The following is a 21,772-nucleotide window of genomic DNA, read 5'->3' on the forward strand; positions in this document are numbered from 1 at the left end:
AAAAAGCCCCGATTAACGGGGCTTCTTAATATCCATCAAGATTATTCTTCTTTTTTCGACTTAGGCTTGGCTTTCGCTTTAGGCTTTGCCTTGGCTTTAGGTTTGGCCTTAGCCTTAGCTTCCGTCACCCATTTGCCATCAACAAACTTCGATGACCAACCCGTCGCTTTACCATCAACATCAGTAGCCACGTACTGCTCTTTTGTCTTACGACTAAAGCGCACTGACGCCAAGTTACCATCATCATCTGCAACGGGTGCATCAGCTAGGTACTGGTACTTTGGCCACAATAGTTCACGGTACTTAATTAGCTCTTCCACTAATGGACCACGGGTTTCACGTGATTTAGGGAAAGTGCTTGCAGCAAGGAAGATACCTGCCGCGCCATCACGTAATACAAAGTATGCATCAGACTTAGTACACTTAAGCTCTGGAAGATGGATTGGATCTTCTTTTGGTGGCGCCGCTTCACCGCTTTTGAGCAGTTTACGGGTATTCTTACACTCAGAGTTTGTACAACCAAAATACTTACCAAAACGACCGTTTTTAAGCTCCATATCGTTACCACAACGATCGCACTCAAGAATCGGACCTTCATAGCCTTTGATTTTGAACTGTCCCGCTTCGACTTCGTAACCATTACACGTTGGGTTATTACCACAAACATGCAGTTTACGCGCCTCATCGATTAAGTAGCTGTCCATCGCTGTGCCACAAATGCCACAACGATGTTTTGCGCGTAATGCTTCAGTCTCAGCATCTTCACCACTGCTAACAGCTTCTTCACCTGGCGTTAAGTTTAACGTGGTTTTACAACGCTCTTTTGGCGGCAATGCATAACCAGAACAACCTAGGAAGACACCGGTAGTACCGGTACGGATCCCCATAGGGCGTCCACAAGTTGGGCACTTGATGTCATCTGTTATCACCATTTCGTTCGGGCGCATACCGCCCTCTTCTGGTGGCAACTCGGCAACTTCTAGCTGCTTAGTGAAATCTTTATAGAATCCATCGAGTACTTTTTTCCAGTCAAGCTTACCATGAGCTACATCATCTAATGTTTGCTCCATACTTGCGGTAAAGTCATAGCTCATCAAGTCTTCAAAACTGCCTACTAGGCTATCACTGACAATTTCACCCATCTTTTCTGCAAAGAAACGACGGTTATCAACTTTAACGTAACCACGATCTTGGATCGTTGAAATAATCGTTGCATAAGTAGATGGACGACCAATACCACGCTTCTCAAGTTCTTTAACCAATGAAGCTTCGCTATAACGCGGCGCTGGCTTAGTAAAGTGCTGCTTAGGAAGTAGCTCTTTTAAGGTAACTGAGTCACCTTGTGCTACATATGGCAGAGTATTATCTTCTTCATTTTTCTTTTTGATGGCAGTTTGAACACGTGTCCAACCATCAAAACGAAGTGTACGGCCTGTCGCTTTTAACTCATACTCGCCAGCTTTTACCGTAAGACGAGTTGCATCATATTTCGCAGGAGTCATCTGACATGACACAAACTGACGCCAAATAAGCTCATACAAGCGCTGAGCGTCTCGCTCCATGTCTGAAAGCGATGCGGCACTAACTTTTACATTAGAAGGACGAATCGCTTCGTGAGCCTCTTGTGCGCCTTCTTTGCTACCGTAGCGAATTGGCGATTCTGGCAAATACTTATCACCGTACTCATTGCCAATCATTTCACGCACGCTATCAAGCGCTTCTTGACTCAAGTTAGTCGAGTCGGTACGCATATAGGTAATGTGACCCGCTTCGTATAAACGCTGCGCCATCATCATGGTTTTCTTAACCCCGAAACCTAAGCGCGTACTTGCCGCTTGCTGCAGTGTCGAAGTGATATAAGGTGCTGATGGCTTGCTTGATGTCGCTCTGTCTTCACGAGCTGCAACAACGAAACTAGACTGAGAAAGTTGGCTAACCGCTGTTTGCGCTTCAGTTTCGTTTACTGGGCTAAATGCTTTACCTTGGAACTTGACTACCTGCATTTTTAGCAAGTCATCCGTTAAAGTATTTAGCTCAGCGTGCACGTCCCAAAACTCTTCAGGCACAAACGCTTTAATTTCGCTTTCACGCTCAACCACCAAACGCACTGCAACAGATTGCACACGACCGGCAGACAAACCACGAGCGACCTTTTTCCACAATAGTGGCGATGCCATAAAGCCCACAACACGGTCTAAGAAACGACGTGCCTGCTGAGCATTGACCATATTGGTATCAAGTACTGATGGCTGGCTAAATGCATCTTGAATCGCAGATTTTGTGATCTCATTAAACACGACGCGCTGATAACGCGATTCGTCACCACCAATCACTTGCTGTAAATGCCAAGCAATCGCTTCTCCCTCTCTATCCAAATCGGTTGCGAGATAGATATGGTCAGCGTTAGCAGCCAGAGTTTGAAGTTCTTTAACGACCTTTTCTTTACCAGGTAAAGTTTGATATTTAGCTTTCCAGCCTTTTTCTGGGTCAACCCCCATACGCGCAACTAATGCTTGCTTAGCTTTCAAGCTCTTATATTCAGCCTTCTCCTCTGGAGACATCTTCTTTACTTCAGCAGCTGTTTTACTGACAACTTTAGCGTCTGAAGTCGACGATGTAGGCAAGTCACGGATGTGACCTACGCTCGACTTAACGATGAAATCTTTGCCTAGATATTTATTAATAGTCTTGGCTTTGGCCGGTGATTCGACGATTACTAGCGATTTACCCATAGATTAATTTGCGCCAACGAGTCTCAAAAATCGGAAATTTGGCTCCATATATAGAGGGTTGTGTACAGAGTTTCAAGCAAATCCCTCTTTTATTTGTACTGGAGTACCAATTTTTAACCATTTTTGAAAAAAATGTGAAAAAAAATAGTGCTTATTTAAAAACTAATATTTCATTATTAGTCATCAAGCAAGTATTAGTTGTGCATTTCGATGCAAATACAGTGTTTTTACTAAATAAAGCTCGCTTGTGTGGTGCACTCGCTTAAGTATACTGACCACAATAATTACAACTCAGAAAAGATATAACAACCTGAGATACCCTTAAGGAAAACAACAATGAAGCATTTTGAAGCGAATTTCGATGGACTCGTTGGCCCAACCCATAATTATGCAGGGTTATCATTTGGTAACGTTGCCTCTCTAAACAACGCTGCCGCGACCTCAAGCCCAAAAGATGCCGCCAAACAGGGACTAAAAAAAGCCAAAGCGCTGGCCGACTTAGGCCTAGTACAAGGTATGTTTGCCCCACAAGAGCGCCCAGACATCCATTCATTACGCCGTATGGGGTTTTCTGGGACTGATAGCGATATTCTGAATAAAGCAGCTAAAGAAGCCCCTGCTTTATTACGTGCCTGCTGCAGTGCATCAAGTATGTGGACAGCCAATGCTGCAACAGTGTCTCCTAGCGCGGACACCCATGATGGTAAGCTGCATTTCACTCCTGCAAACTTAGTCGATAAGTTACACCGCAGCATCGAACCTACGACGACAGGTAACATACTTCAAGCTACGTTTAACGATAGCCGCTATTTCAAACATCACCAACATTTACCTGAACATACCAGCTTTGGTGATGAAGGCGCAGCCAATCACACTCGTTTATGCAGTGAATATGGTCATGCAGGTGTTGAGCTATTCGTTTATGGACAAGAAGCGACCAATCCAAGTGCACCACGCCCACAAAAATTTCCTGCACGCCAAACATTAGAAGCATCGCAAGCTGTAGCTCGCCTGCATCAACTTGACGATGACGGCACTGTCTATATACAGCAAAATCCAGATGTGATTGATCAAGGTGTATTTCACAATGACGTGATTGCGGTAGGCAACCAAAACGTGCTCTTCTACCACGAGCAAGCATTTTTAAATACTCAAGCAAAGCTCACTGAAATTAAAAATAAGTTTGGTGAGTCTGCATTGCATTTTATCGAAGTACCAACGTCAAAAGTCGCTATTCAAGATGCAGTCAAGAGTTACCTGTTTAATACTCAAGTAGTGACCTTACCTTCTGGTGAAATGGCGATTATTGCCCCAACTAACTGTCAAGAAAACCCAGCCGTTTTTGCCTACCTTAACGAACTGGTCACGCTAAATACTCCTATCAAACAAGTGCTTTACTTTGACGTTAAGCAGAGCATGCAAAATGGCGGTGGTCCAGCATGTCTTCGCCTACGTGTTGCAATGAATCAAGATGAAGTGGCGGCAGTTAATCAGCATACCTTGATGAATGATGGGCTTTTTAACCGCCTAAATCAGTGGGTAGATAAACATTACCGCGATCGTTTATTAGTCGCTGACTTAGCCGACCCACAACTATTAATTGAATCTCGAACTGCGCTAGATGAGCTGACACAAATTATGCAACTAGGCAGTGTTTATCAGTTCCAGAGATAAGTAAGACTAGATAAATTCCCCGCCATAAAAAATGCCGCTAAAAAGCGGCATTTTTTTACTAATCAATAAACTACAAAATATTTACATCTATTGTTACGACTTCTGTCGTCACTTTATTAGGCGTTTCAACAACCACACTAAATACGCCTGAAGTCGGCTCATCAACACCTTTAAGCGAAACACTAAACTGGCGGCCACCATTATAGTTTGAGCTAGGCCATATAATAGGGTTTGTTGATGAAATAGAACCAGCGCTCGTAGAGAAGCTTACAATCGACCCAGCAGGCATTTGCTGATTGTGAAGATCTGAAATAGTGAAATGCACTGTAGCTGAACCTTTACCATAGATCTGAATTGAGCCACCTTTATGCTCCCTTCTTGCAATAACAGTAATTGGCTCTCCTTTATCATCAACATCATCAACCAACTCCTGGTCGACAATGACGATGTCTTCATGCTTTGTTGCTACAGCAGCACTACCTGACATCACCATAGTGAGACTTCTACGAACATATACGGACTTTGAATCACTGATACCGTCAGCACAGTAATCATGAGCAGGAGACGCACATAACACACCATTATATTTCTTATCCTTGGTATCAAAATCTCCCTGTGAATCAAAATCAATAAGCTCTTCTAACTCACCTCCAACTAATCCTATTAGTTGCTCATCAGGTTGAGGGTTAAATACTGTATCCTCATTATAATCATTAAAGGCATCGTTCAAGTCGAAAGGCTCACCAGTAACGTCGGTTCCATTTAAGAAAGCGTCTTTCTCATCCTCATAATCACCAGGCACATAATCAAAACGACCATTACCATTTAAGTCAGGGAATGTTTCTTCACCAATAGCTGTAGCGGTGATAGTCGCTCGCCCACCAAAAGGCTGACCATAGTAGTTACCGTAAACCCTTACTTGATTACTGTTATTTAAATCACAAACATCAGAGTCTGTAACCGACTTTTTCAATACAAAACACTTTTGAATCGCTGTCGGATTATTAATCTGAATTCCCTGTTCATTAAACAGTGTTGCACCCTCAGGACGTGATAATTGACTTGTCCAAGTGACAGAGCAAGCACCATTTGTAGTTTGGCAAGCATCTTCAATTGAACCACCTTCAGTAGTAAAGGAAATTGTTGTTCCATCTGGTACAGGGTTATTGAATGCGTCCGCCATACGCGCTGTCACTTCCACCTCAGTACCGTCTCTATTCCATCCTTCGGCGTTGACGAATTCAGCAGCAAGCGAGAAGCTATCTTGATCAGGAATACCTGTGGAAATGACAAGTAGTTTAGACTGGCTAGTAATTGCAGGAACCGCACTATTATCTACAGTTGCAGTTACCCTTACCGAGGTAGCGACTGTACCGGTAGTCACAACAGTTTGCACTATACCATCACTATTTGTTGTGGCAGCACTAGGATTAAGCTCCACTCCACCAGTTACAGTGTTGAGTTCAAATAACACATTTTGATTAGTGACAGGGTTACTATTTTCATCAAGAACACGAAATTTAACTACCGATGACTCCGTTCCGCCTGTACCTAAAATACCTATATTTTCAGGCATGGCTGATACAAAAGCGATACTACCAACATCAGCTTGCGAAACTTCAAGTGTCGCCGAAGCTGATAGACTTATTCCGCCAGCATTAGCACTGACGTTAATTTGGTCTTCACCCACACAACCTTGTGCGAGATAAGTTGTAGTCGCTTTGCCGTTACTTGAAGAAATTGGAGAACTTATAATAGCTTGAGCAGGGGTCTTAGTTCCGCAAGTTGACGAGAAATACACATCAATAGGCTGTGAAAAAGGATTGCCCTTATCATCCTGAATCAAAACAGAAATCGTCGCAGTTCCGCCAGCTGAAAGTTTCTCTCCAGCATGCTCAACACTCGCAATATTTTCTTTAAAGGGATCACCGCTTCCCATTAAAACATTGGTCGCACCTAGCACAACAATGGTTTTACCAATTTCATTAGTAGGCAGCGTAGCTGTCGCCTCTGCAGCGCCTAACTCACTGCCAGCGAAAATACTAACTGATGCTAGACCATTAGCATCTGTTACCGCAGTTTTTATCGGTAAATCACCAAGCGGGCTATCAAAAGTAACAATAGTAGGTTTTGAGATCCCTGTAACTTCAGCCGTTAAGCGTCCAGGTGATAAAGTCGTAATTGATTCTATCGAATTGCCTTCATTATCGGTCAAAGACAATGAAACTTGAGCGCCACTACCAGCATCCCCTCCATCACCAACCATGGTCACGTTGATAAATGCAGATTCACCAGATGGAACTGCTGCAGTAACGGTAGCACCAGTATTAATTGATGCTGTATCCAAAGTTATTTCTGCAACGCCATCTGAGTTAGTCGCAACTTCACCGGTTCCAGGCGTAAACGTGCCGTAATTAACGTTGTTTAATGAAAAGCTCACCAATGCACTCACTGGAGCGCCAGAAGAATCTGTAACTTTTGCAGTTATAATGGCCTTACTTTCAGCAGAGATAAGCGTCTTATCTGCACTGAGCGTAATAGAGATAGTTGTAGGATCAGGCGTACCCCCACCATCTGGGTCCGTAGAAATACTCCCTCCGCCACCACAACCGACGAGTATAAACGTCCATATAAAAGCGATAAAAATGCTATAAGCTGACTTCATTGTCAGACTCCCTGTTACTCTGATTATTATTACTGATAACCTTACGGCTACGCACTGCGTAACATTACACAATTTACATGCAACTTTACCACAACAAAATGCGTTTATTTACAACGAATACCGAAAACTTTAACTTCTGGAGCATTTCTTATGGGGCACTTTCTTGGTAGGCTTTAATGCGCAAATTGAAAAGCATAAAAATTATACAGGAAGCACTATGTCTGCTACGAAAACCAAAAAACTCGGCCTCACGAGTAAGATTATAATCGGTATGTTTACCGGTATTATTCTCGGGTTGTTATTACGCAATCTGTTTCCAGAGAGTGATTTTATTAAAGAGTACATTACCGAAGGCGTACTCAATGTTATTGGTACCATCTTCATCTCCAGTTTAAAAATGTTAGTTGTTCCCCTCGTTTTTGTTTCACTTGTCTGCGGTACCTGCTCGCTAAGCGAACCTTCTAAAGTCGGCCGTTTAGGCGGTAAAACTATTGCGTTTTATCTATTCACAACAGCTATCGCACTCTCGATGGCAATTCTTGTTGCGGTTGCAGTCCATCCTGGCAATGCCAGCATGGTGGTCGAGGGTATGCAGTTTGATGCCAAACAAGCGCCTAGCCTTTCAGATGTGTTAATCAACTTAGTACCGACTAACCCTCTACATGCAATGAGTGAAGGCAACATGCTGCAAATCATCATTTTCGCGGTGATTTTTGGTTTTGCTATCTCCCACATAGGAGAGCGTGGTGCGCGTGTTGCAGCGCTGTTTAATGACCTAAACGAAGTCATTATGCGTGTTGTAACGCTTATCATGCAGCTTGCACCTTATGGTGTATTTGCTTTGATGGCGAAACTTGCGCTAACTCTGGGCATGGAAACATTTGGTAGCGTGGTTAAGTACTTCTTCGTTGTACTCGGCGTATTACTTATTCATGCTTTTGTTGTTTACCCTACTTTACTTAAACTGTTCTCTGGGCTAAACCCATTCACCTTTATCCGTAAGATCCGCGATGTTCAATTGTTTGCTTTTAGCACTGCTAGTTCGAATGCGACGCTACCAGTAACCATTGAGACAGCTGAACACCGCATGGGCGTAGACAACAAGATTGCCTCATTTACCTTGCCGCTTGGCGCCACCATTAACATGGACGGCACCGCGATTATGCAAGGTGTGGCAACTGTGTTTATTGCGCAGGTATTTGGTATTGAACTAACAATTACTGATTATGCGATGGTGGTTATCACTGCAACTTTAGCGTCAATCGGCACAGCAGGTGTACCAGGCGTAGGCCTTATCATGCTTGCTATGGTACTTAACCAAGTGGGTCTGCCAGTTGAAGGTATCGCGCTGATTATTGGTGTCGATAGACTGCTTGATATGGTCCGTACTGCAGTTAACGTAACCGGTGATACCGTTGCTACTGTTGTGATTGCAAAATCTGAAGGCGAGTTTGATGAAGCTCTGTTCAACGATACTCAAGCAGGTAAAGTCGCTCCAGGCTTTAATGCAGAGGTGCATGCTGAAGAGCATAAAGTTAATCGATAGTACCGACGCGATTTAACTAAAAAGGCATCCAAATGGATGCCTTTTTTTATCGCAGATGCTTACAGAAAGCTTTTTAATATTGCAGCATAATTTAACAAACTAATTAATTAGCTGAACTCAGCTGCTTTAATACTCTAGCAGGCACGCCGCCCACCATAGTATCGGGTGCAACATCTTTATTGACTACGGCACCAGCAGCAATAACCGAACGCGCACCAATTGTCACACCTTGATTAATCACTACATTGCCACCAATCCACACATCATCTTCAATAGTGATCGGTAAGCAAAATGTTTCCCAGCGGCGTCGACTCATATGATCAACACTGTGAGATGCTGTATAAAATTGGCAGTTAGGGCCAATCATCACATGATCACCAATGGTAATCTGGGCACCATCGAGCATCACTGCGCCCATATTGATAAAACTGCCACTCCCTATGGTAATTTGTTTACCAAACTCGCAATTAAACGGCTCACGCACAATCGAACCTTCACCAATATTAAGTAACTGCTTCATCAAGCACTGAGTTTCGCTAAAGCCTAAGCTATTATTAATTTGCTTTTGCAATAAATAAGCATTGTCTCGTACAGCTGAAATCTCAGCATCTGCGCCAGCAAACACTTCACCATTGAGCATTTTTTGGTATTCGGTCATCGCTTTATTTTTCTTATGTTATTTAGAGTAGATTCAAAAAAGGCATAACTCAGAATGCTAAGTTATGCCTTTTAAAATTATGTCACTGCAAGCCTTCAGCGGCTTCTCAGCTTATCTTTCCCAGTATGACTCTTCCAAGCTATCTTCACGCTCTGGTAAGCCACGTGAAAGTCTTGGGCTATGCTGTGCAAGTACTTCATAAGCTACGCGGTTAGCATACTTACAAATTTGCGAGAATGATGAGTAACACAAACCATCACGCTTATGCTTGCTTGAGCCTGGCACGTTAGTCTTGTGGAAAGTATTCGAAGCCAAATCATGTAATAGTGCAGCTAATGCACCATCGCCTGCACCGTTAGTATTACGGATAACCTCAGGACCGCCCATATATGGCGAGATGTGCGCGTAAACCTTAAGTGGAGACTCACAATCAGCCTTTAATTTAGGGCGAGAGAATTCGTAACGGTTAAACTCAGGAATAGAACCTGGTAATAGCGTATGGCTAGTTTCACGCTTTTCTGAGTCTTCAGTGTAACCTGCTGTGTATAGCCCTAGAGGACCTGCTGTGGTCAACACCATGTCACACCACTCAAGTGCCGCTTCACTGGCTAGCAATGGATCGCTAAAGCCTGTTAACGCTTCACCTTCATCTTCATTCATAGCAAGAATGGTCACGTGCTCTTTAATGAATTCTTGCCACCATTTTGGATCTTCTTCAATTAAGAAACGGGTACCTAATGTTAAGACTACTGGCACTTCAGCTTCTTTAGCGTAGTTAATCGCTGTCATTGCCGCATCAGTGATCTGATCGCCACCGCTAGCTCGCGTTAAATAAGCCGTCAGAATTAGCGCAGAGCCACCTTGAACCACGTCTTTATCAATATATGTCGGCGTTAACTGATCCATTGAGCCTTTGCTGATCGCAAAGGTACGCTCACCGCACTCAGAAATTAGCGTAAAGCAACGACCAATGGGACCCGCTACGGGTTGCAAGTAGTTCAAATCTACTTTAGAAGAGGTGTTACATAAATAGCGGTAAGCATAGCTACCCACTTCAATATTTTTGCTCATTACGCCAAATAATACTGAGCGATCATCCGCCAAAATAGAGTAATTGTGTACCGTGTTACCAATGGTGCCACCAGCAAACTCATCGCTGATCAGTTCATTGCTTTTAAGCTCGGTATAAAGTGCATGGGCCTTGTCATCGTCAATCAAGGTTGAGTTACCTTTCGGCAGCTCATATCGACTCAATAACTCATCTTCCACTTTAGCCTCAATGTCTACTAACGTCTGGTCAATACCAGAAATGTAAGTAGAGATTGGTAAAGGCTGCTGGATCAACTGCGCCAGCAGTGGATCACGGTTTTTAACTGGAAAATAATGTTTAGACTTACGCTGACCTGGAAACTTCATATTGAGCTCTCTTTCATTCGGCATCCATGCAAAATATCAATTTAAACGGGTAAGTAATCTCTCATTGTTTATCCAATGGTGAATAAACAAAACGACACTTTAAGCGGTTAACTATAGTAAAGGTTAGCTATAGTAAAAATTATGCCGCCACTATTTATTTAGCTTAGTCACAACTTAAGCAAAATAGTGAGCTTAGTGGGCTATATACGCAAAAAGGTGGGGGATTTTACCACACCCCACCTCTTTCGCTAGCTGAAATCACTACAGAAGGGATAAAAATTAATGCCAGCCTTGGGTTTGCAGCTCAACAATCTTAGCTAATAAGTCAATATGACCAGCAGAGTCATTTAAACACTCGATAAACTCATAACGCTCACCACCAGCCGATAAGAAGTCTTCTTTACCCTCTTGTGAGATCTCTTCAAGAGTCTCTAGACAGTCACAAGAGAACGCTGGGCACATGATATCAACTGACTTCACGCCTTCTGTTGGTAACGACTCAAGTAGTGCATCAGTTGCAGGACCAATCCACTGCTCTTTACCAAATTGCGATTGAAAACAAATACGCCATTGCTGCTGAGTTAAATCAAGCTCGGCAGCTAACAATTCAGCTGTTGCTTGGCACTGGGCTTGGTAAGGATCGCCTTCGGTAATGTAACGTAGCGGCACACCATGAAACGACATTAATAAAACCTGTGCCTGACCTTTAGCTTTCCAATGGTTTTTAACAGACTCAGCTAATGCCTTAATATAATCTGGGTGATCAAAATACTGTTTATTGAAACGCAGCTCTGGAATATTGCGCTCTGCTTTTAAAAGCTCTGCAATCGCGTCGTAAACCGGGGCAACGGTTGAGCAAGAATATTGCGCATAAAGTGGCAGTACAAAAATCTTTTCAGCGCCTTGCGCCTTTAAGCTATCCAGCCCCGATTGCAAAGACGGGTTGCCATAGCTCATGCCGAGTTCAACTGGAATATTTTGCCCTAAGGTTTGCTGCAATTGAGTTTTAAGCTTATCGCGCTGTTTTTGGCTTATTACCATTAACGGCGAACCTTCATCCCACCAGATAGACTGATACAACTTGGCCACTTTTGCAGGACGAGTATTAAGAATGATGCCGTTTAAGATCGGTTTCCAGATCCAAGGCGAAAGATCAACAACACGAGGGTCGCTTAAAAACTGTTTGAGGAATTTTTTTACATCAGGAGCGGTCGGTGAATCAGGCGTACCTAAGTTAACTAATAACACACCGAATGGAGGGGCTAAGTCACTCACATGAATTCTCTTTTTAGCAAGATATTCAGCTCAGGCTATCACCGCAAAACGCATAAAAAAAGCCCATTCGCATGGGCTTTTCAAAATATGAGAACTAGCTCATAAACACATATTCACTCGAGTATTTTTTATACTCAGTGACTATGGAATTGACGCTAAGTATTAGCCAAGAATAGTTACGATTTCTTCGCTAACTGTTGCTACAGACTTAGTACCGTCAAACTTGTTGTAAGTTACGTCGCCTTTAGCTGCAACTGCGCCGTAGTATTCAACTAGTGGCTTAGTTTGCTCATGGTAAATATCAAGACGCTTACGCACAGTTGACTCTTCGTCATCTGGACGGATTGCTAGATCTTCACCAGTTACGTCATCTTTACCTTCAACCTTTGGTTGGTTGAATACGATGTGGTAAACACGGCCAGAACCTGGGTGAACACGACGACCACTCATGCGCTTAACGATTTCTTCGTCTGGCACATCAATTTCAATCACATGATCAAGAGCAATACCGCTTGAAGCCATAGCATCAGCTTGTGGGATTGTGCGTGGGAAACCATCTAATAGGAAACCACCAGCGCAATCATCTTGTGCAACACGCTCTTTAACTAGACCGATGATTAGCTCATCAGATACCAATTGACCAGCATCCATCACTTTCTTCGCTTCTAAACCAAGCGGTGTACCTGCTTTAACGGCAGCGCGTAGCATGTCGCCTGTTGAAATTTGAGGAATACCGTACTTTTCCATGATGAATTGGGCTTGAGTACCTTTACCGGCACCTGGGGCACCTAATAGCATAATGCGCATCTGAATCTTCCTCTTAATTTCGCACTGTGATACCCACATCGTCTAGAAACGAGCAAAAAGCCGTCAGCGTGATGGGTATTATATGTTTAGGGCGGCGATCTTCGCATAAATGGCCGCCATTTTGAAGCTATTTGTCCTTCGACTTTAGCATCAGTTAGCTGAAAAATACTTTGACGTTAATCAGTAAAGTAAGGTGTAGAGCTTACGTCGGTATTGATTAGCGAGTGTGTTGCCTTGCCCTAGCGCCGTTAAGATCTCTAAGAATGCCTGTTTTACTTTGCCATCTTGTGCAGAGATATCTTTTTGCAGCGGCGCAAAAAGCAACTCAAGCGCTTCATCATTGCGCCCTGCTTGATGCAATGCTTTGGCAAGTTCAATCACTAAACCTAAGTTAGATGGATCGTTTTCAACATCTAGCTGCAGCTTTCTAATTTCTGGGGTGTCTGCTGCATCAAGCGCTAACGCAAGCTTGGCTTTTAAGCTTTGGTAATAACTATCTTGATCGGCAAGGCCAACTGAATCTAATAAAGCCTGTGCATCTTCTAGCACATTTAGCGATAAATACACATCGGCTAAGGCTAAGGCGATTTCAGCAAGCGGTTTTTCGTTGTAAGCATCTTTTAATAGTGGCAATGCAGCAATAGCATTATTTTCAGCTAAAAATACTCGCGCTTGATTAAGCTTTAATTGCCACTGGGCAGGTAAATGCTTATCCAGCATCTCTGTAATTTGCTCAGCCTCTTGCACACCAGCAAAACCGTCTACCGGTTTACCTTGGTGTAAAACCAAGGTTGTCGGTAAGCTTTGGATCTGGAAGTAATTGGCAATTTCCATTTCCGTTTCACAGTTAACTTTAGCTAACACAAAACGGCCATTTTGTTGCTGGGCGATACTTTCAAGGGTTTGCATTAAGCTTAAGCTTTCAGGGCTTTGACTTGCCCAAAACGCCATCACTACGACCTTCTCCATCGAAGCGTCGACCACTTGCTGTATATTTTCTTTTGTCAGCTCTAGAATCGATTGCATAACATTTCCTTCGCTTTTAGCGAGTGACCATAAAAAAGAGGCAGTATAACTGCCTCTTTAATCATAGCTGTTGATTACTTAACGCTAGCTAATAGCATTTGGTTTATTAGCTTAATAAATGCAGATGGGTCAGCAAGGCTACCTTTTTCAGACAACAATGCTTGTTGCAGTAAAAGCTCAGACCACTGCGCAAATTGCTGCTCATCTTGCTCGTCATTTAAACGCGCGACTAACGGATGCTCTGGGTTTAGCTCAAATGTCGGCTTAGACTCAGGTACGTCTTGTCCAGCAGCTTGCATCAACTTGATCATTTGCGTTGACATTTCGCCTTCACCGGCAACCACACATGCAGGCGTATCAGTTAGACGTGTTGTCACCTTAACCTCAGAAACCTTATCACCTAAACTGTCTTTAACACGCTTAACTAGGCCTTCTGATTCAGTTTGTAACTTCTCTTGCGCTTCTTTTTCGCCAGCATCTTCAAGCTCACCTAACTCAAGATCGCCACGGGTAACAGAGTGTAGTTTCTTGCCATCAAACTCAGTTAAGTGGTTAATTAGCCACTCATCGATACGCTCAGACATTAATAACACTTCAATGCCTTTCTTACGTAACACTTCAAGGTGTGGGCTGTTAGCTGCAGCTTCATGGCTATCGGCAACAATGTAGTAGATCTTAGACTGACCTTCTTTCATGCGCTCAATGTAATCTGCTAGCGATACGTTAGCCGTTGCTTCACCAGTGTGAGTCGATGCAAAGCGCAGTAAGCCAGCTACACGCTCTTTGTTAGCAAAATCTTCAGCAGGTCCTTCTTTTAGCACTTGGCCAAATTCAGTCCAGAACGACTGATACTTTTCAGCATCGTTCTTGGCAAGCTTTTCAAGCATGCCTAATACACGCTTAGTCACAGCTGTACGCAGCGCTGTAGTAACCTTGTTATCTTGCAAAATTTCGCGAGATACGTTTAGCGGTAAGTCGTTTGAGTCAATCAAACCTTGCACAAAACGCAGGTAGCTTGGCATGAACTGCTCAGCATCATCCATTACGAATACGCGCTGTACAAACAGTTTTAGGCCATGCTTACGGTCACGGTTCCACATATCCCAAGGCGCTTTAGCTGGGATATACAGTAAGCTGGTGTACTCTTGCTTACCTTCAACGCGGTTGTGGCTCCACAAAAGTGGATCAGCAAAGTCATGGGAAATATGCTTGTAAAACTCTTGATACTCTTCGTCCGACACATCACTCTTGTTACGTGTCCAAAGTGCTGTTGCCTTGTTCATAGGCTTCCAGCTACCTTCAGTTGCTGGTACAGCTTCTGAATCTTCAGTGGCTTCAACAGCTGGCGTGCCTTCTTCAAACATCTCTACTGGTACCGAGATATGATCTGAGTATTTAGTAATGATTGAGCGTAGACGGTAGTCATCAGCAAACTCTTTTTCATCATCACGTAAGTGAAGGGTAATTTCAGTACCGCGAGTTTGCTTAGAGATAGTCTCAACAGTGAAGTCTCCTTCACCAGCTGATTCCCATAGTACAGCTTCATCAGCGCTATGGCCTGCAGCGCGAGTGCGAACCGTTACGCGATCAGCAACGATAAAGGCTGAGTAAAAACCAACACCGAATTGACCAATTAGCTGTGAATCTTTTGACTCATCGCCAGATAGGTTTTTAAAGAAATCTGCAGTACCTGATTTAGCAATCGTACCTAAGTGCTCAATCACACCGTCACGAGTCATACCGATACCGTTATCTTCAATCGTAACAGTACCCTTTTCTTTATCAGCGCTAATGCGAACACGCAGTTCACCGTCGCCTTCATAAAGATCGTCATTTGTTAGGGCTTCATAGCGTAGTTTATCTGCAGCATCTGCCGCGTTCGATACTAACTCACGTAAAAAGATCTCTTTGTTTGAGTACAAAGAATGGATCATCAAATGTAATAGTTGTTTGACTTCAGTTTGAAAGCCATGTGTCTCTTGTTGTGACATGAAATGTTCCCTTTAAAAATCAGTTTAAATAAAGCCTACAAATAAGATGGGGCTATAAAATCGCTTTTCAAGGGAAAGAGTGCGCATTGATTTCAATTGCACAAAAAAAATCCAGTTGGTGATAATCACAAACTGGATTTAAAAGCATTTCATTCTCAAACAAGTGCTTATCACTGTAGTTTAGACTTAAGCCTCAACAATGTAGAACAAGTCTGGATGATATTAGATAGGTAAACGTCCATTAAAGGATAAAGCTAAGGTAGTACTGTCTACATATTCAAGCTCACCACCAACTGGTACGCCATGGGCGATGCGGCTAACCGTTAACTGATGACGCTTCGCCATATCAGCAATGTAGTGTGCGGTAGCATCACCTTCAACGGTTGGATTGGTCGCTAAAATAAGCTCACTGACATCGCCGGTCGCTAAATGCTGCTCAAGTAAATCAAGCCCCAGTTCATCAGGACCAACACCATCAAGCGGTGATAAATGCCCAAGTAAAACGAAATAGCGACCAGTAAAGTGTCCACCAGCTTCAATTGCTAATACATCAGCAGGCGTTTCTACCACGCAAATCACTTCAGAGTGGCCGCGTTTAGTACTGACACAAATTGGGCAATAGGTTTCTTCGGTAAAAGTACGACATGACTGACAATGACCCACATCAGACATCGCTTTACCTAAAGCCTCTGACAACTTAGCGCCCGCTTTACGGTCGCGCTCTAATAGTTGAAATGCCATTCTTTGGGCAGATTTGGGGCCAACGCCCGGTAAACAACGAAGAGATTGGATCAACTCATCAACGAGAGGACTAAATTTCATTTAACATTCCGCACATAGCTTAAAGTAAAGCGATTAAAGTAAAGCAATTGGACTCAAGCCTTGGGCTTTAGTGACAACAATCCAAAGTAACAGCTTTCTCATACGCTATTTTTGCGCATTTTAACATAAAATGACACATCGGTTAGGTAATTTTATATCTGCTTTAGGCGCTCTGGTGAACTGCATTAAAATCGAAAAAATGACGTTAATCCCTGTCGCATTTACACAAATAACGTTCAGTAAAAACTACACAAGGATTTGAATAATCGCCTTTATTTTTGACCGAAACTAAAAGTAAGTTTAAAGGATATTAAATTCAAATCTAAATCAAATAAAAACAACTTACGACCATGCCAGCTTAATAATGAATTAATATATTTTTAATGAACTCACAATTAAGTATACAATATAAAGTGTACTAGAAATCACTGCAAAGACATAATAAATTCCGAATCGTTATAAGACTATACTTTCTACACATCGCAAACCGTCACGCACCTAAATACTGGCTAACAAGCCCAATTAATTAGTACAAAAGTACTAGTATTAAATAATATAAAAGTACATATCTACCGACTATAGTTTAATAAAACACTGATTCGCACCAAACGGATAATAAATTGAGTAAGTAATATTGACGATGAATCAGTCGATCGTTAAAGTAGCGCTCAAATAGAGATCATAAGGAAATGAGATGTCTAGGGCGGAACTATTTACTGAGACAAAGGATTCTCAGAATTTAAGGCTTTTGAAGCATAGCGCAGAACTTCTTAACCTAAAAATCAATACAGAAAGCAATCACATTGACTCTTGGTACAATAGTGATTCAAATAATAAAATACTTATTCATTTTATTAATGATGTTCAGTTGCGCCTCGCTGAAATTGACGCTGAACTACTTAAAAACGGCAAGCATGTCGCTATCTGTAAGACTTTATCTACAACCGACGAACTAGCCCTTTTAAGTGTCGGGTTTTCTGCTGCAACAAAAGAGTCAGCTCCACCTCATAATACCTTAGAGGTGATTAACGACGTTATTAGCAATAATTTGCACTTTAGCCCAAAAACACTTTCTGACTACATCCAAAAAAATAGAAAAATAAACAACCCTAAAAACTATTACTCCTTATCAGAGAATATAACTAAGAAAGAAAAAGAAGTGTTGACACAAGTTTGTAGTGGTCTAAGTAACGACGAAGTCGCTAATGAGCTGAACATATCCATTAATACTGTAAAAATGCATTTACAGAACATTTACCGTAAAACTAAATGTAAAAATAGAACTCACCTGCTATTAGCTAACGCTAACTGTGAAGTATAAATGCTATACCAAAGTATATATTAACAAACAAAGAGTATCCCCTTGGGTAGTTGAGAACTATTTGGCAAACGTTAAAATGACGCAGCTTTAATAATACATTATTCAGGAGATAGAAAATGTTAAGAGTAAAACAACGCGGTCAAGGTATGACGGAATATATCATTATCGTAGCATTAATTGCTGTATCTGCAATTGGCGTATATAGCTTCTTTGGTAAAACTATTCGTAACCAAGTAGCAGGTCTATCTGCAGAAATGTCAGGTAAAGACTCATCAGGACAAATAACTAATGCACAGACTTCTGCTGGTGCAGCAGATGGCGTAGCAAACCAAGATTACAACCTAGGAAACTATAACGACGGTGGTAATAGTGGCGCAACAGGTGGTTCAGGCGGCGGAAACTAAACTTTTAGTTTTCTATATTTAAAACCGATAAAAGCAAGAAAACCTCTTTTCTTGCTTTTTTGCAAAAAGGATTTCGCAGATGAAAATATCTAAAGCGCTTGGTCAAGGCATGACCGAATACATCATTATTGTGGCATTAATTTCCGTATCCGCAATTGGAGTCTATAGCTTTTTTGGCAAAACAATTCGTAATCAAGTTGCTGGTTTATCAGCAGAAATGGCAGGACAAGATGCTTCAGCTCAAATAACTAATGCGCAAACATCTGCAGGTGCTGCGGATACTGTTGCAAATAATGATTATAACTTAGGCACATACAATGAAGGAGCAAATAGTTCTGCAGGTGGAACCGGAGGTTCTGGCGGAGGTTCTGGCGTCGACTAGTTTAATCTAAAACTTTTATCCAAATTTAGAAACATTAATAATTAGAAAGATCAGAGTTTATTTAAACTCAATCAGAGTGCTCTGTTAGCACATGGAAAATTATAATGAAGCATGGACGTATGCTAAAACAACAAGGCCAAGCTATGGTGTTGTCATTAATATTAATGTCATTTGCATTAATGGTAGTGATATTTAGCTTCAATGCCTCTCAGCTAAACTTAAATAGCACAAGGTTGCAAAATACTGCAGATAATACCGCTTACAGTATTGCCACTATTGCTGCTAGAGACTTTAACTTTAAAGCCTATACCAATCGCGCTTCAGTCGCGAATCAAGTTGCCGTCGCCCAAATGGTCGGCTTATCTTCTTGGTTTAATATGACTGAAACTTTTGCACAAAATGCGTGTAATTACCTGTGTGGCTGGCCCTATATTGGACCAGTTGTTTCAGGAATCAATCAAGCTGTTGCTGGTATTAACCAATTTGCCCAACCAGTATTTGAGGTATTAATAAACCTCGAGAACATAACCTTAATAACATTACGTGCATCACAGCAAATTATTCATTTTGCGGGTGCCTTTTCAACAATATCTACCGCGCCAGAGATTGTACGTGCCAATGACCCGGACGCTCAATTTGATTGGCTTCAAAACGCACAGATGTTTAACTCTGTTTCAGGTCTTTGGCTCAACTTTCAAGAACAGCATGCACGAAATAACCAAAACCAGGGGCGAACACAGTATCAAGATTTTATTGGCGTTGTTTTAAATTCAAGAGACGACTTCTCCAAGCGAAGAACCTATTCGCTTGAGTCGCCTTGGACTAAGGATTTTGATCTAGTTAAATGGGAAACCATAAAAGCCGGTGGCAGCGACTTGATCTCAAACGGTCAAAACGAGCCTGAAACTTGGACAGCGATGGATACTCTTAGCTTTCACGGCTGGACTCGCTATGGCTGTGGAACCTTCGGACATAGGTCATGCAATTGGGAATGGCCACTAGGCTGGGCATCGACTCGCTCCGATAGCAGAGCAGAAATTAGCTCATCAGGAAACTCAAACTCATGGGGTTCAAGTCGAAGCAAAAACAGAAGTGCTTCTTACTACGCAGGATATGAGCAAGAAACGAGAGGAAGCTTCAGTGGAATTCAGCCATTCTACGGGTTATCTAATCAATCTCTATCTATAAATAGCACTGACAATATTGCTGTAGTGGTGTCTAAATCGCAACAAAGAATACGAACTAGCAGCAGCGTTGCTGTTGGCGAGGCCAACACAAATCCAGCTAAAAACGAGAACATGCTCGGCGATAGGATGTCAGCGCTATCAACAGCTCAAGTCTACTATTCTAGACCAAATGATTTGATGCAATCAACGCTCGCATGGAGCCGTAATGATTCCAGACACGAGTACGGAAACCTCTACAATCCATTTTGGCAAACAAGGTTATCGAAATCCTCAAACAACGAGCGTCAAGCAGTACTTACATTAACGAGATACCTGTGATGCAAACGGTTTATAGAAAACAAAGTGGACAAGCACTGATAGAAAGTGTTCTGGGTTTAAGCTATGTCATTATTCCATTACTTATTATCATGCCATTCATGTCTAAGGTAAGTGGCTTGCAACATAAGTCTCACCAAGCCTCTCACTATTTAGCTTGGGAAAGAACTGTTTGGAAAGAGCAAGATCCAAGCTTACTTCCTAACGTTAGTGGTTTATATATTGCGAAGAAGAGCGAAACCGAAAATGCAAAACAGCTCCCCTGGCGATTCTATCAAAAAGATGGTCTGGCTCTAAATAGCCGCAACACTAATCAATGGAATTGGAACAATATTCATCCATTACTTAAACATCAAACTCAGAGAAACCATAGTCAAACCACACTCCTAAAACCTGTACAACAGAGTTCAGCGTCAGTTGATGAAGAACTTAGCCGCTTTACTAGAACCCATAACGGAGAGCGGCTTCCGGGCAGCATGGGGGGAATTGTGGAAAATGCTGTTAACTTACTCTCATTGACTGGCTTTTCATTAGAACAAGACCAATTCTATCGAACAGGTATTAATACAAATATTGAAAACCATTACTTAGAACCTTTCAACAATTTGAATCTTAACTTGAATGGTAATAGTGCCCTTCTAGCCTCAGGCTGGAATGCGGCAGGCCCTCATCACGTAAAAAACAGAGTCGAGCGCCTAGTACTAACAAACTACATGAATATCGCGCCAATCCAAACAGCCCAAAGCATATTGGGCATATTACCTTTTGGCAAAGAGCTTCGCCCAAACAGTCTAAGGCTAGGGCATGTCGACCCTAACATCCTACCAACTAACCGACTCTGTACCTATGGTACAGCGAACTGTGGAGGTTAGATGATGAAAGTATTAACAACCGCTATAGCTCTGTTTTTTACCACTCAAGGTTTCGCCAGCGAATGGCCTGAAATTGACTTCCCAAAGTCATCTCAAGTAGAGGTCGTAGCTGATAGCATGCGTTATCACGGATATCCAATGAAAACATGGGTATTAAAGGATAAGCAAAGCCAAATGATGATGGCTAATTTCTTTAAGCAACAATGGTTAGACTCAAGCGATCGTTTTGATGCAAGAATGTTTAATGGCGATTATGTAATTAATAGTCTGCAAGACCCTTACTTATTAACAGCCCGAATTAATCAAACCTACGATGGTGTCATCGCATATATCGGCATAACAAAGAACATTAGCGACTCTGAGTTAAATAAAGCAACAGCAACTCGATTCCCAAAGTTGCCTCAAACCGTTGTAATGTCAGATATTCAATCTACTGATATTTATAAACAAGGTCGTACTCTTGTTATGAATAATAGTCAAAGTTTATCAGCTAATTACCATTACTATCGACGCCACTTTCAGCAAAAAGGGTGGATAGAAAATTCCGCAATGCTAGACACTTTATCGGGGAAAGCTGTCTTACAAATGAGTCAAGGGACGGATTTAATAGATATCTGCTTCAATAGAAAAGAATCAAAAACTTATATCGTTGCAAATCAAGTCAAGGAAGGACTTTAAA

The 21,772-nt window shown here is 42.2% G+C and carries 18 protein-coding genes; 9 read left to right on the plus strand and 9 right to left on the minus strand.

What is annotated here, in order from left to right; translation table 11 throughout:
- Positions 1 to 41 precede the first annotated feature (41 nt).
- A complete protein-coding gene (gene topA / locus L2748_RS14490) occupies positions 42 to 2,732 on the minus strand; it encodes a type I DNA topoisomerase (protein ID WP_220780898.1) in 2,691 nt (896 codons plus the stop codon).
- Between the two features lie 8 nt (positions 2,733 to 2,740).
- Between topA and L2748_RS14495 the strand changes: the two genes are divergently transcribed.
- Together L2748_RS14495 and astB are read left to right on the plus strand one after the other, a co-directional pair.
- The gene (locus L2748_RS14495; RefSeq protein WP_220780897.1) at positions 2,741 to 2,998 is read left to right on the plus strand and encodes a hypothetical protein; all 258 of its coding nucleotides are present in this window, start codon (positions 2,741 to 2,743) and stop codon (positions 2,996 to 2,998) included.
- Positions 2,999 to 3,068: 70 nt separating this feature from the next.
- Positions 3,069 to 4,406: an N-succinylarginine dihydrolase gene (gene astB / locus L2748_RS14500; RefSeq protein WP_220780896.1), complete on the plus strand. Its 1,338-nt coding sequence runs from the start codon at positions 3,069 to 3,071 to the stop codon at positions 4,404 to 4,406.
- 70 nt (positions 4,407 to 4,476) lie between these two features.
- On the opposite strand, the gene L2748_RS14505 is transcribed toward astB, so the two are convergent.
- Positions 4,477 to 7,071: an Ig-like domain-containing protein gene (locus L2748_RS14505; protein ID WP_220780895.1), complete on the minus strand. Its 2,595-nt coding sequence runs from the start codon at positions 7,069 to 7,071 to the stop codon at positions 4,477 to 4,479.
- A 217-nt stretch (positions 7,072 to 7,288) separates the two neighbouring features.
- Here L2748_RS14505 and L2748_RS14510 point away from each other — a divergent pair, with 217 nt between their 5' ends.
- Complete coding sequence (locus tag L2748_RS14510; protein ID WP_220780894.1) at positions 7,289 to 8,617, plus strand: dicarboxylate/amino acid:cation symporter; 1,329 nt, start codon at positions 7,289 to 7,291, stop codon at positions 8,615 to 8,617.
- Between the two features lie 103 nt (positions 8,618 to 8,720).
- Here L2748_RS14510 and L2748_RS14515 read toward each other — a convergent pair whose 3' ends face one another.
- The 7 genes from L2748_RS14515 to recR form a co-directional block, all read right to left on the minus strand.
- Positions 8,721 to 9,275, minus strand: a complete 555-nt coding sequence (locus L2748_RS14515; RefSeq protein WP_220780893.1) for a sugar O-acetyltransferase — start codon at positions 9,273 to 9,275, stop codon at positions 8,721 to 8,723.
- Positions 9,276 to 9,386: 111 nt separating this feature from the next.
- On the minus strand, positions 9,387 to 10,691 hold the full coding sequence (locus L2748_RS14520) for an inosine/guanosine kinase (RefSeq protein ID WP_220780892.1): 1,305 nt from the start codon (positions 10,689 to 10,691) through the stop codon (positions 9,387 to 9,389).
- Between the two features lie 279 nt (positions 10,692 to 10,970).
- Positions 10,971 to 11,966 (minus strand): ferrochelatase, encoded by a 996-nt coding sequence (gene hemH / locus L2748_RS14525; RefSeq protein WP_220780891.1) that lies wholly within the window; start codon positions 11,964 to 11,966, stop codon positions 10,971 to 10,973.
- A gap of 162 nt (positions 11,967 to 12,128) precedes the next feature.
- A complete protein-coding gene (gene adk / locus L2748_RS14530) occupies positions 12,129 to 12,773 on the minus strand; it encodes an adenylate kinase (protein ID WP_220780890.1) in 645 nt (214 codons plus the stop codon).
- A 180-nt stretch (positions 12,774 to 12,953) separates the two neighbouring features.
- Entirely contained in the window at positions 12,954 to 13,799 is an 846-nt protein-coding gene (locus L2748_RS14535; RefSeq protein ID WP_220780889.1) for a tetratricopeptide repeat protein, read from the minus strand.
- Between the two features lie 74 nt (positions 13,800 to 13,873).
- Positions 13,874 to 15,790 carry a molecular chaperone HtpG gene (gene htpG / locus L2748_RS14540; RefSeq protein ID WP_220780888.1) on the minus strand — a complete coding sequence of 639 codons (1,917 nt, stop codon included), beginning with the start codon at positions 15,788 to 15,790 and terminating at the stop codon, positions 13,874 to 13,876.
- A 222-nt stretch (positions 15,791 to 16,012) separates the two neighbouring features.
- On the minus strand, positions 16,013 to 16,612 hold the full coding sequence (gene recR / locus L2748_RS14545; RefSeq protein ID WP_220780887.1) for a recombination mediator RecR: 600 nt from the start codon (positions 16,610 to 16,612) through the stop codon (positions 16,013 to 16,015).
- A gap of 694 nt (positions 16,613 to 17,306) precedes the next feature.
- Between recR and L2748_RS14550 the strand changes: the two genes are divergently transcribed.
- The 6 genes from L2748_RS14550 (at position 17,307) to L2748_RS14575 (ending at position 21,771) form a co-directional block, all read left to right on the plus strand.
- Positions 17,307 to 17,933, plus strand: a complete 627-nt coding sequence (locus tag L2748_RS14550; RefSeq protein ID WP_220780886.1) for a response regulator transcription factor — start codon at positions 17,307 to 17,309, stop codon at positions 17,931 to 17,933.
- A 116-nt stretch (positions 17,934 to 18,049) separates the two neighbouring features.
- The gene (locus L2748_RS14555) at positions 18,050 to 18,337 is read left to right on the plus strand and encodes a Flp family type IVb pilin (RefSeq protein WP_220780885.1); all 288 of its coding nucleotides are present in this window, start codon (positions 18,050 to 18,052) and stop codon (positions 18,335 to 18,337) included.
- Between the two features lie 79 nt (positions 18,338 to 18,416).
- Positions 18,417 to 18,719: a pilus assembly protein gene (locus L2748_RS14560; RefSeq protein WP_220780884.1), complete on the plus strand. Its 303-nt coding sequence runs from the start codon at positions 18,417 to 18,419 to the stop codon at positions 18,717 to 18,719.
- A gap of 104 nt (positions 18,720 to 18,823) precedes the next feature.
- Positions 18,824 to 20,224 carry a Tad domain-containing protein gene (locus tag L2748_RS14565; RefSeq protein WP_246616142.1) on the plus strand — a complete coding sequence of 467 codons (1,401 nt, stop codon included), beginning with the start codon at positions 18,824 to 18,826 and terminating at the stop codon, positions 20,222 to 20,224.
- The gene (locus tag L2748_RS14570) at positions 20,224 to 21,093 is read left to right on the plus strand and encodes a hypothetical protein (RefSeq protein ID WP_220780883.1); all 870 of its coding nucleotides are present in this window, start codon (positions 20,224 to 20,226) and stop codon (positions 21,091 to 21,093) included. Before L2748_RS14565 ends, L2748_RS14570 begins: the two co-directional genes overlap by 1 nt.
- Positions 21,094 to 21,771: a hypothetical protein gene (locus tag L2748_RS14575; RefSeq protein WP_246616141.1), complete on the plus strand. Its 678-nt coding sequence runs from the start codon at positions 21,094 to 21,096 to the stop codon at positions 21,769 to 21,771. It abuts the gene before it with no gap.
- Position 21,772: the final 1 nt, after the last annotated feature.

It is taken from the genome of Shewanella sairae, from assembly GCF_023283535.1.
Classification (GTDB): Bacteria; Pseudomonadota; Gammaproteobacteria; order Enterobacterales; family Shewanellaceae; genus Shewanella; species Shewanella sairae.